At 60.1% G+C, this 14,001-nt stretch carries 11 protein-coding genes; 7 read left to right on the top strand and 4 right to left on the bottom strand.

The genetic code is table 11. The features are described 5' to 3' along the window. The first annotated feature begins 303 nt into the window (after positions 1-303). Entirely contained in the window at positions 304-1,494 is a 1,191-nt protein-coding gene (locus VIG90_RS14575) for a glycosyltransferase (protein WP_331594250.1), read from the top strand. An 18-nt stretch (positions 1,495-1,512) separates the two neighbouring features. Here the strand turns inward: VIG90_RS14575 and VIG90_RS14580 are convergent, their stop codons facing one another. Next, positions 1,513-2,226, bottom strand: a complete 714-nt coding sequence (locus tag VIG90_RS14580) for a TonB family protein (protein WP_331594251.1) — start codon at positions 2,224-2,226, stop codon at positions 1,513-1,515. 91 nt (positions 2,227-2,317) lie between these two features. Then, positions 2,318-4,297 carry a glycoside hydrolase family 5 protein gene (locus VIG90_RS14585; RefSeq protein WP_331594252.1) on the bottom strand — a complete coding sequence of 660 codons (1,980 nt, stop codon included), beginning with the start codon at positions 4,295-4,297 and terminating at the stop codon, positions 2,318-2,320. A gap of 494 nt (positions 4,298-4,791) precedes the next feature. On the opposite strand from VIG90_RS14585, the gene VIG90_RS14590 reads away from it, so the two are divergent. Both VIG90_RS14590 and VIG90_RS14595 read left to right on the top strand, forming a co-directional pair. Continuing rightward, positions 4,792-5,340, top strand: coding sequence for a 3'-5' exonuclease (locus tag VIG90_RS14590; protein ID WP_331594253.1), 549 nt, complete (start codon positions 4,792-4,794; stop codon positions 5,338-5,340). Between the two features lie 234 nt (positions 5,341-5,574). After that, positions 5,575-6,633: a hypothetical protein gene (locus VIG90_RS14595; protein ID WP_331594254.1), complete on the top strand. Its 1,059-nt coding sequence runs from the start codon at positions 5,575-5,577 to the stop codon at positions 6,631-6,633. 727 nt (positions 6,634-7,360) lie between these two features. On the opposite strand, the gene VIG90_RS14600 is transcribed toward VIG90_RS14595, so the two are convergent. Then, complete coding sequence (locus VIG90_RS14600) at positions 7,361-8,362, bottom strand: ParB/RepB/Spo0J family partition protein (protein WP_331594255.1); 1,002 nt, start codon at positions 8,360-8,362, stop codon at positions 7,361-7,363. Positions 8,363-8,401: 39 nt separating this feature from the next. Continuing rightward, positions 8,402-9,580, bottom strand: coding sequence for an AAA family ATPase (locus tag VIG90_RS14605; protein WP_331594256.1), 1,179 nt, complete (start codon positions 9,578-9,580; stop codon positions 8,402-8,404). Between the two features lie 605 nt (positions 9,581-10,185). Between VIG90_RS14605 and VIG90_RS14610 the strand changes: the two genes are divergently transcribed. From VIG90_RS14610 to VIG90_RS14625, 4 genes are all read left to right on the top strand, one after another. After that, a complete protein-coding gene (locus tag VIG90_RS14610) occupies positions 10,186-11,451 on the top strand; it encodes a replication protein RepA (protein ID WP_331594257.1) in 1,266 nt (421 codons plus the stop codon). A 76-nt stretch (positions 11,452-11,527) separates the two neighbouring features. Further along, complete coding sequence (locus VIG90_RS14615; protein WP_331594258.1) at positions 11,528-12,577, top strand: glycosyltransferase family 4 protein; 1,050 nt, start codon at positions 11,528-11,530, stop codon at positions 12,575-12,577. After that, positions 12,531-13,097, top strand: a complete 567-nt coding sequence (locus tag VIG90_RS19825; RefSeq protein ID WP_349257232.1) for an acyltransferase — start codon at positions 12,531-12,533, stop codon at positions 13,095-13,097. The genes VIG90_RS14615 and VIG90_RS19825 overlap by 47 nt, the downstream gene beginning before the upstream one ends. Beyond that, positions 13,081-13,776 carry a WecB/TagA/CpsF family glycosyltransferase gene (locus VIG90_RS14625; RefSeq protein ID WP_349257233.1) on the top strand — a complete coding sequence of 232 codons (696 nt, stop codon included), beginning with the start codon at positions 13,081-13,083 and terminating at the stop codon, positions 13,774-13,776. Before VIG90_RS19825 ends, VIG90_RS14625 begins: the two co-directional genes overlap by 17 nt. Positions 13,777-14,001: the final 225 nt, after the last annotated feature.

Genomic DNA, 14,001 nt, shown 5'->3' on the forward strand with positions numbered 1-14,001 from the left:
GCCAGCCGCTCACCGCCGGTTCGCTGGCCCGCGTCATGCGCCGGTTCGAGAAGCTGGGCGGGCAGAGCACCTATCATGTAGCCTACTGCCTGCTTCCAGCAAGCGCCTGACAGGTTTTTTTCGTCACAAGTCCTTCATTAATCAGCGATATTTTTACTCTTACTGCTTGGCTGTGCGCTTCTCTACCCCCATATTACAGACGTATGGAGAACCGCGCGCGTCCATGCGCGTTGGCTTTTCATTTGGACCGTCCCTTGACCCGCCAACATCTTCGGGTGTCGGTAACAGAGTTGCGAAGTCCTCATGCATATTGCCCTGTTTATCCATGCCCTGACCGTTGGCGGCGCGCAGAACCGAACGCTTTCAATTGCCAACGGCCTTGCGGATAAGGGGCACCGGGTTGACCTTCTCGTCGCCGCGCAGGGCGCGCCGAACGAAAGCCAGCTCGACAAGCGCATCCGGTTCGTTCCGCTCGGCTCGCGCGCGTCCGAAGCCATCGGCACCGGGCTGCGCCGGGTTACCGATCTCATGTCCGCCATTCCGGCACTGGTGCGCTACCTGAATGCGGAAGTACCCGATGTGCTCATCGGCATGGCGAACCACGCCGTCCCCATTGCCGTGCTTGCCCATTCGTTGATGCGCAAGCCGCGCTCCACCGCCCTTGTCCTGCGGGCCAGCAACCACATCGCCCATTCGCCCTCCGCACAGGGCCAGTACCTGCGCCGGCTTCACCTTCAGCCGTTCTGGCGGCAGGCGGACCAGATCATCGCCGTTTCCCGCTCGGTCGCGCAGGGCCTGACCAGCGGCCTTGGCATCGCGCCCGAACGGATCACCGTGCTGCCCAGCCCCATCCTGCCGGTTGACCTGCCCGAGCGTGCCAAGGCCGGCCCCGGCCACCCGTGGCTTGATGACGCCGATACGGGTCCGCCGATCATCGTCGGCCTCGGCCGCTTCGTGCACCAGAAAGGTTTCGACCTGCTCGTTGAGGCCTTTGATCGGGTTTGCCGTCAGCGCCCCTGCCGCCTCTTGCTGTTCGGCGATGGTCCTCAGCGCGAGGCACTGGAGAACCGTATCCGGCAACTCGGCCTCGGTGATCTGGCAGCTCTGCCGGGCGTCACGTCCGAGCCCTATGCGGTCCTCAGCCGGGCGGATCTTTTCGTGCTCCCCTCTCGCTGGGAGGGCATGCCTGCCGTTCTCATCGAAGCGCTGGCCGTCGGCTGCCCGGTGGTGGCGGCCAATTGCCCCGGCGGTGTTGCGGAAGTGATCGAGGACGGCGGCATCGCAGGCCTTGTGCCGACCGATGACGTTCCAGCGCTGGCCGACGCCATGCTGAGCGGCCTGTCCCGAAAGCCGGACCGGGATGCCCTGCGGCGCGCTGTCCTGCCGTACCATACCGACCCGGCCATCACCGCCCATGAGCGCTGGCTTCAGCAGTACTTGAACAAGCGCGCCGCGCCGCTCGTGACGCTGGAGACAGGAACATACGGGCGCTGACTGCCGTCTGCGGGCGCTTCAATCCCTTGCAAACAGCGCGCCTTCGTCCAGCCTGACCGTTCCATCCGCCTGAAAGCGAATTGAAATAAGCGTCCAGGACAGAACCGGGCGGCGGCCGCGCTCGGCCGGCACATAGCGCCATTGCAAGGCCGCCTGCCGCGCGGCTTCATCAAGGCGTGCATGGCCGCTGCTCTGGTGGATGTCCGCCGAATGCCCCCTGCCCTGCGGCGTCACCAGCACGCGCAGCACCACCGTGCCCGCTTCCCGCGCGCTGCGGGAAGCTCTCGGGTAATCCGGCATCCGGTTCTGCAAGTAAGGTGCGTCATAAATGGGCGGTGCCATCAGATCGAAACCGCGCGCTCCAAGAGTGTTGGCGGTCACGGACGGTGTGAGCACCTCCTCCGCAATCACGGCCTCGACCGGTCGGCGTACCGGCGGGCGATCCATTCTCCGCTGACTTTCCGCGGGCGGCAGATCCGGCGCAATGTCCGGCAGTGGCACCGGCATCAACATTGAGCGCGGCACTGCCTGCGTCGGCGGCGGGGCAGGCACGAACACCGCCGTCTCCAGTCGCAGCACCGGTCCGTCCGGCGCTTCCGGCAGTATGATGCGGTAGGTCAGCAGCGGCCCCAGCACGGCAAGATGCAGCAGGATGACGCCGCCCAGAATCCATGCCCGGTCCGGGCCCGGCCGGTGCTGGCGGATCAAATGCCGAAGGCGGGAGAGCGTCATAGAACAAGGACAGGCAACCGAAGCTGATGTCTGGTAGCCCGGCCACCAGATGCGCGCAAACGGTTTCCCGTCCCGGCGGCTGTCCTCCTCCTCAAACCAGTGGGCGGATCACCAGCTGCGCCATGCCATGAGCCATCGAGCGCACGTCGATCCGCTGGTCCGCCACGTTGACCCGCACCGCGCATGGCGCGCCCATGTTCTCGATGATGAAGCCGTTTGGATACTGCACCTGCGGTACATAGATCTCCGTTGGCGCAGGCACGCTCGGGTCTCCCATCAGCACGCACCGGAATATCCGGGTGCTGCGGCTGAACCGCATCATCATCAGCCGCCCTTGCGTCTTGCGCACATAGGGTCTGCAAAATCCCTCAACCGCCCGGCCGCCCGCATTGGGATCGTTCAGGCCGTCCATCTGGTCGCGCGAGAAGATGGAGAGATCCTCCTGGTTCCAGCCGTCCCCAATGCGCGGATCGTTGCTGTTGCTGGCGGTATAATTCCATTGCGTGCCGCACAGCAGCAACTCGTCCAGCGCATCGTACATCAGGTCGAGCGCATCGTTCTGCTTGCGCCAGACCTCCGGCCCCCGCTCCCCCCGCGCCCATGCGGCATAGGAAGCGCCATCGTCGAGGTTGAAGGGAAGGCCGAATTCGCCCACCAGAACCGGTGCACCCTGCTGCAAGGCGGCGGCCGCTGCATTCAGCAGGCGCAGCTGGCGCACGTAGATCCGCCCCAGCTCCCACCGGTTGCGGGCCCTCTCTCCTGTCAGCAGGTCAACATGATCGCTCGGTTCGAACGAGGCGGTCGCCAACGATGTGATGTCATACCAGTGCCCCGCCACGACTGTCGCCTCGGGCAGCTGGTTCGGGTAACTCCGGCCGTCATGAAAGCCGCGGGGGTCGATTTCCGCAAAAATCGCCCAGTCCTTGTTCCAGGCACGCACCGCACCTGCCACCTGCCGGAAAAAGGGCCCGAAACAGTCATCTGCTATATTCACCATCTGGCCGTCGATCGTGCGGAACGCATTCTCCCGCAGCGCAACCGGCTGATCTCCGCGCATTTCATAAACACCCGCCTTTTCGAACGGGCAGCATGCGCCCGGCTTCCAGATGGAAACGCCGTTGGGGTTGAGGACCTGATCGTCCACCGGCACGGCTCGGCCAAGACCTGCATGATGCGCCAGCCGCGGCACGCGCACGGGAATTCCCCGCGCCGCCACCAGACTGTCCAGCGGAGACGGTGCAAGGCCCGGCATCGGCGGCGCCAGTTTTTCAAAGGACGGCGTCAAGTGGCGGTAGGTCAGGCGCGTGCCAACCCAGCCGATGCCCGGCTCGTTCATCGTGTCGAAGCCCAGAATATTGGGCAGATGCGCCACCCGCCGCGCCACCTCCGCCATCGCCGCGGTATAGTGCCCCTGCAGGAAACGCTGCACATTGGTGCCGCTGATTTTCCACTCTGGCGTCGCCAGCTGGCCCAGCCAGAAAAGAGTCCACACAATCGCATTGGCAGGCAGCCAGTAATTGCTCGTCCACGCCATCTGCGGGTACGCTGGCTGGCGCGGATTGGGATTTGAGAAGTCGAAGGCGTGCTGCATCACCAGCGCCGCGCCCGCATCGTGGAACTTGGTAAAATCCATCCCCAGCGCATCGAATACCCAGCCGGGCGCGCCATCCCCGCCGGACATGCGCGACCACACATCCTGATGCAGATCAATGATGATATAAAATCCGTAGTCGCCGGCGCGTTCGCAAACCTGTGCGAAATAATCCAGATATTCCTCGTCGTACTGGCCCGGCCCCGCGTGCTCGATCGCCTCCCATGTCGTCAGCAACCGCAGGCAATTGAAGCCCCAGTGGCGCAGCCGGCCCAGATGCTCGTCGGCCTCCGCCAGCGGGAACGGCCGGCCGATGAACGAAACCGAGCGATGATCGGAAAAGTCGGTTGGAATGTGCGTACCCCCGTTGGGGTAGGGCAACTTGCTGTCGCCGCCCAGATTGACGCCGCGCAGCATGACCTGGCGGCCCTCGCCGTCCAAAAACATGGACCCTGCAACGCGAACTTGAGAGAGCGGCATGACTCCTGGCTCCAATTCACCTGATCCTGGAGGCGGAGCGGCTCCGGGATATCCCGCCGCGGACCTCCACCGCGACACGGCGCACAGCCATGGGATCCGTGCCCTGCTTAGAACGCAGGAAAAGAGCGAACAGATGCTTCAGCACGATGCCTGGCCGCCGGATATACGCTCCGTGTGGCATCGGGTCCATCTGCCTGGTCCGGCTTCGCCTGGTCGGTGCTGCCGGAATCCAAGGAGGCCGCACGACGAACCACCCGGATTCATGGCGAAAACGGCCCTTAATCGGCAAGCCGATGTCCGGTTCCGGCGAATAACCCGGACACGGCCTTGATAAGGCAGGGCCAAATGGTTTACGGACAGTTGCGAGCCCGCGCCATACGCGGCCGGGTCAACCACTCTTGAGTCTGACTGCTGCGCAGGCGCCCTTGGGCGCATCTGACAATGTGCGCAATTCGCCAGACCGCACCGCCTGCATCAGGCGTAGAAAGCCATACATGTCTGTTCGTATCCTCGCTATTGATTTTGAAACTGCCGACAATGGGACGGATAGCGCCTGCGCTGTCGGCCTTGCACTCATTCAGAACGGCAAGATTACCGAGCAGTCTCACTACCTGATCCGCCCCCCGCGCCAGAAAATCCTGTATTCGGATATCCACGGCATCTTCTGGGAAGACGTCGCCGATCAGCCATCCTTCGGTGAACTCTGGCCCGAGCTTGAGCCCACCTTCAAGCAGGCGGATTTCTTCGCGGCGCACAGCGCGCGGTTCGACCGCAGCATTCTTTACGGCAGCTGCGCGGCCTATGGCATTTTTGCGCCGAACAAGCCGTGGCTCTGCACCGTGAAACTCGCTCGCGCCGCGTGGAACATTTTCCCGACCAAGCTGCCGAACGTATGTGAGCACTTCGACATTCCGCTGCGTCACCACGATGCTATGTCGGATGCCCGCGCCTGCGCCGAGATCACCCTGCGCGCCTGGCATGAGGGCCGTGACCTGTCCGCCGGGATCATGGGCTCGGTGAAGTACGCCGTCAGTCGTGTCTGATTAAGCCTTTGGCTTCAGTGTTCTTGCAAAGGCCCGGCCGGATTCCTCTGCCGGGCCTTTCTGCATCGAATTCCCGACTGGCCCAGCAGCGCCGTTTCCGTATAATGGCAGCCTGCCGCCCGGCGAATGCACGCCCTTTCGCGACCGCCGACCAGCCCGTTCCTCCCCTTAAATAAACTCTTGGAGTTTCAGTTTCCCGGCCGCTATGCTTAAGTTTGCGCGAAAGGGAAACTGGTGCAAACTTTACTGACAGCACTAACCGGATATGAAACCGAGACCGCCCAGCTCCGGCTCGCGGTCATGATGGCCCATGAGCAAGCGATTGCGGCCGTGTCCCGGCTGGATCAGGCCGTCTCCGGCCATCCCTACGCCCCGCTCTGGCGTGCTTACAGCGAAGTGCAGGCGCTGGCCGACCTTGGCCAGCAGGTCGATGAGCCCTCGGACGCGAAACGTATTTTTTCTGCGATGATCGGGGCCGAGAACAGCATCCTGGAACCTGCGATCGGCCGTCTGACGCTGGCGGCCCGGAACCGCTGGCGTGCCATGGAATGGCGCAAGGGGCATGACGCGCTGAAGGAAACCGTGGAAGCCGTCTGCACAGGCAATCCGCACAAGGGGCCGGCCCTGCTCCTGCTCATTGCCCGCCTGCACCAGATGGAGCGGCAGCGGCAGGATCGCTGCGATCTGATCATGGCCGTGCCCTATGCCCTGAGGCGACAGAAGCTGACACAGACGGTTCTGCCCGGTCTGGTCGGCTCCGTTCGCGCTCTCGCCTCACGGGAGTATTCCTCCGCCGCCATGATCGAGCGGTTCTGCCAGCGCCTCGCCGGTCAGGCAGAGCAGGGTCTGCGCCTTCTTGAAGAGATCAGCCGCGCAGTGGCGGAAAGTCAGCGGAAAGTCGAGGGCGCGAAAACTCAGCGGAAAGATGCGCTGCGCCGTCTGGCGTGGGAAGCGCTCTGGCCCCGCCCCCTCTCGCCTGCGGGCCTTGCCAAGCGGTGGAAGCAGCAGGTTTCAACCACGTCCCGCCTCCTGAAAGCCGGCGAGGAAATCGGCATCGTCCAGCCGATCGTTGACCGCTCCGCGATGAAGCGGCCGATCTATCAGCGCTACGCCGGCAGCCTCCTCGTCCAGATGGCCGGGCTGGAGTCGACTCCGCGTGGCCGCCCGGTGCTTGCCCCCCATCCCGCCACGCTTGATGCCCTCTTTGATGAGGACGCCTTCAGCGATGCACTGGCCGCAGTTGACCGCATGCTCGAGCGGTTCGGCACGCCCGTGATGGATGAAGACGCCTGACCTCAAAAGGCTGGAGCGGTTCGGCTGTCGCGCTTCGAGCAACCTCGTGGCCGCTTGCTCTGAGCGGGCAAGACCTGCCAGGTGAGCTTTCCGCTCGCTATTATCGCAGCTGCCTCCCCCTATCTCTGCCAGATCAAGTCGGCGCCTGACGCATCCGGCGCGCAAAGGTAGCGGAGGATCCTGACGTGATTGCTCTCCAATCAGCCCCGGATCTAGGCTGGAGTCCTCTTAGCGCCACCGGGCAGGACAACGGCGTGCTTCACTTATGTCCCTGCCGTCCAGCCAGTCAGGTTCTCCTCAGGTCCATGCCCAGGCACGCTACACGGAGGGGCCTGCACCTCTGGTTCAAAGGAATGCCCGTAGAACCAAGTCCCCTCTGTCAGCGTGGAGCACGGCAGAGACAGGCGAGGGGCGCTTCCCAGTTTGCTGGCACTTGGGCGACTGCAACGCTTCGCATCGGGTCGGGCCATGTAATTCCAGTGGCGGGTCCTGTCGGCGTTCAGCCCGTTCTTGCAGGGCATATCCTCGCTAAAAATGGCGGATTTCCGCGGCTTTGCGGCCAAGTTGCAGATCTGCAAGAGTGCCTCGGAGGGCACTCTTCAACCCACTTGCCTCATGCCTTGTCCGGGACACGCCTCCCTCCGTCATGCCCGCTCAGCCCAGCCCTAACGCAACAAAAAAGCCCCGATATTTCGGGGCTTTAGTGTCATCTTGCAGATCTGCAATTTCACCGAAGTATCTGCTCTGCCGTCTGGTTGATGAGCGCCATCACTTCGTCCTTGCTCGCGCCGTGACCCGGCAGCACCTGGATCTGAAAGGCGCCACCCCGGCCCGGGCGGCTGAAGCGCAGCACCGGGCGGCCGTTCGGCAGCGTCACCGTTTCCACCTCGGCCTTGGCAGTCTTCGGCGCGGCAAGGCTCTTCTTGAGCCGCGCGCGCACTGTGCCTGCCGGAAGGTAAGCCTTGCCGCTTGCGGCCAGCTTCTCCTGCTCGGCGGCCAGCTCCAGCGCCGTTGCCAGCACCGCCGCACGGCTCTTCTCGGTTTTCAGCAACGGCGCGATTTCGGCAGCGGCCGTGATGTTGACCGCTCGCCGATCCCCGAACGCCGCCAGAATTTCATCCGGCAGACGGGCCATGGTCAGGTAACGGCTGAGCCAGCTTTCCGAAACATTGAGCCGCTTGGCCATCGCGTTCTGCTGGCCGTCGTAATAGTCGGCCAGCGCCAGCGCGTAGGACCGTGCGCGCTCGTAATCCGAGATGTCCTGCCGCTCGCGGTTCTCCAGATCCTGCAGGCGGAACGCCGCCTCGTCGTCCATGTCCTGCACGGCAACGAGGAACTTCATCTCAGGGTAGTTGTGTGCCCGCAGCCAGCTGATGCTCCAGTGGCGTCGCGCCCCGCAGATCACTTCGTAATCCACGCTGGGGTTGCCGCGCACCGGACGCACGATGGCCGGGATCTTCTGGCCGCCCTCGGCGATCAGGTTATCGATCAGATCCTGGCATTGCTCCAGCGTCAGCTGGTCATAGATGCGGGCGTTGCCCTGCCAGATACGGCAGCGTGCCGGGTCGATCAAACGCTGGGTCTGCACCTTGGTGTCAGAGCCCAGCGCCGAGCCCAGTGCCGACATGCGGCTGGAAAGATTGGCGTTTTCGGCTGCGCCCGGCTCCGGCGTATTGGCCTGCCGCTTTTCCAGCGCCTGCGAAATAATGGAACGGGCCTTTATCGCCATGCGTGCCTTCCTTCCAAGCGGTGGTCAGATGAAGAGGGGTCAGAGCAGGCCAGCCTGCTCCAAGGATTCGTAGTGGCTCGGCCAGGTCTTGCGGATCAGCAACTCCAGCTCCTTGCCGTAAGCGTCGAGGTACGACATGCAGCGCGTCCACGTCTGGCGCGAAGCGGTCGGCTGGCCGATTTCATAGACGCTCTTCAGCAGCATGCCGGCATTGTCGATCTCGGCCGAATCCTTCAGCTGCGCCCGCATCATGCGCCGGCCCCAGGTTTCTTCCATGAAATGGCTCATCTCACCGTGGCTGGTCTTGGTGTCCGAGCCGCGGGAAATCACCACGCGCAGGAACTTGTAGGTCCGCTCGCGCGGCAGGCTGGAGAGCTGCTCCAGCACATCCGTCATCATGGAGATGAACTTGCGGGTAGAGAACAGGTCGACGTTCGAGGGCAGGGTGGGGATCAGCAGCGCATTGGCCGCCCGCAGCACGCTCAGCGAAATGAAGCCCAGTGCCGGGGGCGAATCCAGAATCACCACGTCATAGTTCTGTGCCGCCCGCTCGATGCCGTCGCGCAGCCAGTCGAAGTGGATCGGGTTGTCCTTCAGCAGCACCGCCATTTCATATTCGGAGCTGAACAGGTCCAGGTTCGCCGGAATGAGGTCAAGCCCCTCCCAGTGCGTCGGCCGGATTGCGTAGCTCAGATCCTCGTAGTCACGGCGCAGGTACGGATACAGCGTCTCGCTGCTGCCCAGGTCCACGTCCGGGTTGATGCCCATGAGACTGGTCGAGGACCCTTGCGGATCGCAGTCCACCAGCAGCACGCGGTAACCCTTGAGCGCCAGATAATGAGCAGTGTGCACGGCAATGGTCGACTTGCCGACGCCACCCTTGAAGTTCTGTACCGAGAGAATGACAGGCTCGTCGGTCTCGGATCGCCAGGGCAGGGTGCCGAACACCCGCCGCATGTTGTTCACTTCCGGCAGCGTGTAGCCCACGCGCCGGTTGGTCGCCGATAACTCGGGCTGCGGCAGGCGACCAGAGGCTTCCGCTTCCCGAATTGATTCGGACGAGCGGCCGATCATCTCGGCTGCCTTTCCCATCGGGAAGCGCAGCGTCAGAGACCGACGCTGGTTGCGCTGCGAAACCACATCTTCCAAAGCCTGGAACGACAGCTCGGTATCGTTGCGGAAGGCGAGAATGGTTTCGAGCGTTTCTACAGGTTCCATGGGAAACTCGCTCCTTGGTCTGGCAATCGCTCGCTTATAGACAGGGTGCTTTGCAAATTGAAACCCCTAACACACAAAATTTGCAAACCCTCCCGCTGATTTTGCGCATCTGGCCAAGTGCGAATCAGAACTTCATGATGAGCCCAGCCCGGTTGTACGACCTGCAAACTGCCTGTGGATAACGCCCGCTGACATTTCGCACCTCCGCTGACTTTCCGCGCTCAAGCTCCGCTACCTTTCCCACCAACCTCCCGCTGACTTTCCGCAACGACTCGTTCCGCTTCCGCTGACTTTCCACAGACACAGATTCTGATTCCTATAGACCGAACCTGAATCAGATCCGATATGATGACGAAAACTCAGCGGGACCTTGCCGGGCCGCGTCGCTCGCAGCCGCGTTTTTGATCGTTTTCAAATTTTGGATTTGCATTTTTTGCAAACTCCCGCTCACTTGGCCCACGGTTCGCCAATGCACCGCCTTAGTGCCGCAAACTGGCAAACGCGAAATCTCAGCGGGCCACTTTGCAAATTTCTGGCTTTTGTGCGTGACAAACGCCAACCTGGAACCATAGTCTTAACGCACAGAGTCGCTAGGGACCGCCAAGATGGAAGATTCGTTCGACGTTGCACGCCTGCGAAAACAGCTGGAGCTGTTCTCGTTCGACGCCGCGCCCATGATGGCGACGACGCGAGACCCGCGTGCCCGCAAGTTGATCGCCTCCATCTGCGAAATGGAGAAGGCTGATCCCAAGCTCAGCTTCCTCGATTCCGCCTTCTGCACCATGAGCCTTCCGGCCCGCCAGCCGGCCAACCCGTACAAGCCGATCCAGCGCACGGACGGGCGCTACCAGCTGCTCATCGCGCCCAAGTCCGTACCTGGCGAAGATGGCGAGCCGGTGTGCTATGGCGTGCCGTTCGGCCCCAAGGCCCGCCTCATCCTTGTCTACATGATGTCCGAGGCGCGGCGGAACAACAGCCCCGAGATTTACCTCGGCAACAGCCTGTCCCACTTCATGCGCCGCATGGGCTATTCCAGCGATGGCGGAGGCAAGAACGGCGCGCTTACCGGCGTGCGCGAACAGCTGCGCCGCCTCCTGCGCTGCGAATGGACCATCCGCTTCGTCGGCGATGACAACAGCGAGACCGTGCAGGACGTGGCGCTGGCCAACGCCTACGAAATCTTCCAGGGCGATGCCTTCGTGAAGCGCATTCGCTTCTCGGACGCCTTCTTCAACCATCTGATGCGCCACTCCGTCCCGCTGGATGAGCGCGCGCTGGCGCAACTGCGTGACAACGCCACTGCCATCGACCTTTACACCTGGCTCGCCTTCCGCCTGCCGAATGTGGACGGCGAGATTGCGGTCGAGTGGGAGAAGGTGCGCAAGGCCCACTTCGGGCTGGAGTCCCCGCGCATGCGCGACTTCCAGCGCGCCATCCGCGACGCGTGGATCCGGGTGCAGGCGGTCTATCCGGCGGCCAAGGCCGATTTCAGCCGGCCCGACATGGTGGTGCTGCGCGAATCCGCTCCGCCGGTCGAGAAGGATTTCCTGCCGCGCCGCAGCCACCTGACGACACTGGCCGCCCCGAAGGAGGCGCCGGCCCGTATCGTCGAGGCTCGCGCGGCTGGCACCAAGGTCATCGAGGATGACATGACCTTCCCCGAAGGCAGCCTCGGCTTTGGCGGCCCGGCCGAGAAGAAGCTGCGCGAGATCGCGCTTGATCTGGGCGGCGGCTGGGACGTAGATCGCATTGCTGATGAATTCCGCAAGCTCATCCGCACCCGTCCGGACGAACTGAAGGGCGCCGAACTTGTCCGTTGCTGGGCGGGCTTCTGCCGCTCCTACGCCGAACGGCGCGTGGCTAGGTTGTAATTTGCAGCGGCGTAGTTAAATTGACTGGGTAGTGAGCCTAATCTTTATCATGCATAAAATATTACTAGTATCGAATATGTACCCTTCTGATGATCAGATCATTTTTGGGGTGTTTATTAAGAATATTGAAAGAACGTTAAAGAACGCAGGATTCAATGTTGTTCTACATGTTATTCGGGGGCGGGGCGTAACCATTTGGGGGAAAATAATCAAGTACGCCAAGTTCTATACAAAATCGCTCTTCACTGATCTGAGCAGTTTCGATGTTGTGCATATCAGCTACCCATCTCACAGTTTTCTACCTTTTTTCTTAAAACGGAAGAAGGGGGCGAAGTTTATTGTCCGTTTACATGGTCACGATCTCGTTGCAGCTCACAAAGAGACATTGTTGTTCAGGCTGCTTAGGTTTATTAGCTTACAAGCATGTCGGAGAGCGGACGGAATAATCGTTCCTTCTCGATTTTTCCTTTGTGAACTGCAAAAGCTCGCGCCGAAGATTGCTGTTTCTGTTGCCGTGATCCCAAGTGGCGGCATAGACACCACTGTGTTTAAACCTATTCCTCAACTTGAGGCAGATCACGGCAAAATATGCTTTGGATATGTTGGCCGCATTGACCAAGGTAAAGGTGTCGACTTATTCGTCAGAGCGCTTGCGACGCTGCCCCATTCATGTTCAGCAATAATTGTCGGCGGGGGGCCCTATCTTTCCAAATTAGAAGAAATGATACGAGAGTTAGGCTTAGTTGATCGCTGCAACATAGTCGGGCCCGTTCCTTATTCAGAACTCCCCGATTACTATAACCAGATTGATCTTCTTGTTTTCCCGACACTTTTCAAAGAAAGCTTTGGGAACGTCGTGCTAGAGGCGATGGCTTGCGGCGTACCGGTCCTTGCTAGCAACCATGGCGCGCCAGCTGATTTTATCACAACAGGAGTGGATGGATTAAAAGCTACTCCCGGAGATGTCGATTCTCTGCAACAGAAAATGAAAGAGTTTCTCGATTTAACTACTGAGGAAAGAAAATTGATGCAGAAAAACGCTATAGAAAAAGCGGGACATTACAGTGCGCCTATAATAGATGAACAATATTGCTCATATATTTCTCATGTTTCTGCACAAATTTAAAGTTGCATTTTATTATTTGGTCGTGGCGAAACTACCGCATAGTCGGCTTTTTCCACCAGCATCGCGACTGCGCCAATGGTATGTGAGCAAGGTTCTGAAAATTATGGACCGGCCCACCCACATGACTAGGTTCGAGCCTAATGTTTATATTGGGAATGCCCGGCATGTAAAAATTGGAAGCGGCTGCCAGATTAATGAAAATGTGTTCATTCAAGGTGGTTACATTGGGAATGACGTTTTAATAGCTCCAAATGTTGCAATTCTTTCGACTGCGCATATTCATGACAGGATCGATCTTCCAATTGTTATGCAGGGTAATACTGATCCAGCTCCGCCAGTTATTGAGGACGGCGCATGGATTGCACGTAATGCTGTGATTATGCCTGGGCTGAGAGTCGGCGCGGGCGCAATCGTGGCTGCGGGGGCGATTGTGGTTAAGGACGTTCCGCCTTATATGATCGTTGGAGGAGTACCTGCCAGAGTGATAAAAAGTAGGAAAGTTGATGAAAATCAACGTTAAAGGCTACACAGTTGAGACATTTACTTCCGTTGAAGAAATGGCGCGACTCGTCAGCAGCCGCAAAACCATTCTGATATCTATTAATGCGTTATCTGTTGTTTCGACCGATCCGCAGCTGGCTTCCCTGTCTCACCAACATACTGGCTACCTTGATGGCATAGGCGCCTGGCTATTAGCGAAAAAATATTTCATGAACGTCGGTGTACGGGTGGCCGGCGCTGATTTGTGGCTTGAATTGATACGTCAGAACCCTCAGGCACGGATCTATTGTATTGGAAGTACGGACGAGATCATAACTACTACAGTTGCTAAAATAGAATCAGAGTTTCCCCAACTGACCATTTGTGGATTTAGAAACGGCTTTCTGAAATCAGATGAGGAAGAGGCGAATCTCGTCTCTGATATTATCAGAGAGAAGCCGGATTTTGTCTTTATTGCAACCGGTCAGCCGCGCCAGGAGTTGCTGGCGCAAAAGTTGTTCGCATTCCACCCAGCGCTTTACGCAGGCTTGGGCGGTAGTTTCGACGTTTATTCTGGGAAGCTGGACCGCGCTCCCGTTTGGATTCAACGGATTGGCATGGAGTGGCTCTACCGCCTTTACCAAGAGCCTCAACGTTGGCGACGAATGGCGCCACTAGTCAAGCTAGTACCATTGCTGCTTCGTCCTCGTGGCAGTTGAAGCAAATGATAGAACGCAAGCGCGGCTTGTAGGACGTCGAATTATACGGCTGCCGTGCAAGCCGTATAATCAGCGTGCTCCAAACCCTTTCAATTACCCACAAATCGTCGCATGGGTGATTCCGCTGGACTCATTGCCGTTGCCCGAAGGGCGTCGCTCATGATTCGTTCCCGAGCACCAATTTTCTGGAGCGAGGTGCGCGGTGGACAGGACGACATCGGACAT

Origin of the sequence: Pedomonas sp. (assembly GCF_036515995.1) — a bacterium.
GTDB lineage: Bacteria > Pseudomonadota > Alphaproteobacteria > Sphingomonadales > Sphingomonadaceae > Pedomonas.

Bases quoted from the DNA above. Each gene is read 5' to 3' on its own strand.
- VIG90_RS14625 (WP_349257233.1), top strand. From the start codon at position 13,081: ATGAAAATCAACGTTAAAGGCTACACAGTTGAGACATTTACTTCCGTT.
- VIG90_RS14590 (WP_331594253.1), top strand. From the start codon at position 4,792: ATGTCTGTTCGTATCCTCGCTATTGATTTTGAAACTGCCGACAATGGG.
- VIG90_RS14580 (WP_331594251.1), bottom strand. From the start codon at position 2,226: ATGACGCTCTCCCGCCTTCGGCATTTGATCCGCCAGCACCGGCCGGGC.
- VIG90_RS19825 (WP_349257232.1), top strand. From the start codon at position 12,531: ATGAACAATATTGCTCATATATTTCTCATGTTTCTGCACAAATTTAAA.
- VIG90_RS14610 (WP_331594257.1), top strand. From the start codon at position 10,186: ATGGAAGATTCGTTCGACGTTGCACGCCTGCGAAAACAGCTGGAGCTG.
- VIG90_RS14600 (WP_331594255.1), bottom strand. From the start codon at position 8,362: ATGGCGATAAAGGCCCGTTCCATTATTTCGCAGGCGCTGGAAAAGCGG.
- VIG90_RS14605 (WP_331594256.1), bottom strand. From the start codon at position 9,580: ATGGAACCTGTAGAAACGCTCGAAACCATTCTCGCCTTCCGCAACGAT.
- VIG90_RS14585 (WP_331594252.1), bottom strand. From the start codon at position 4,297: ATGCCGCTCTCTCAAGTTCGCGTTGCAGGGTCCATGTTTTTGGACGGC.
- VIG90_RS14615 (WP_331594258.1), top strand. From the start codon at position 11,528: ATGTACCCTTCTGATGATCAGATCATTTTTGGGGTGTTTATTAAGAAT.
- VIG90_RS14575 (WP_331594250.1), top strand. From the start codon at position 304: ATGCATATTGCCCTGTTTATCCATGCCCTGACCGTTGGCGGCGCGCAG.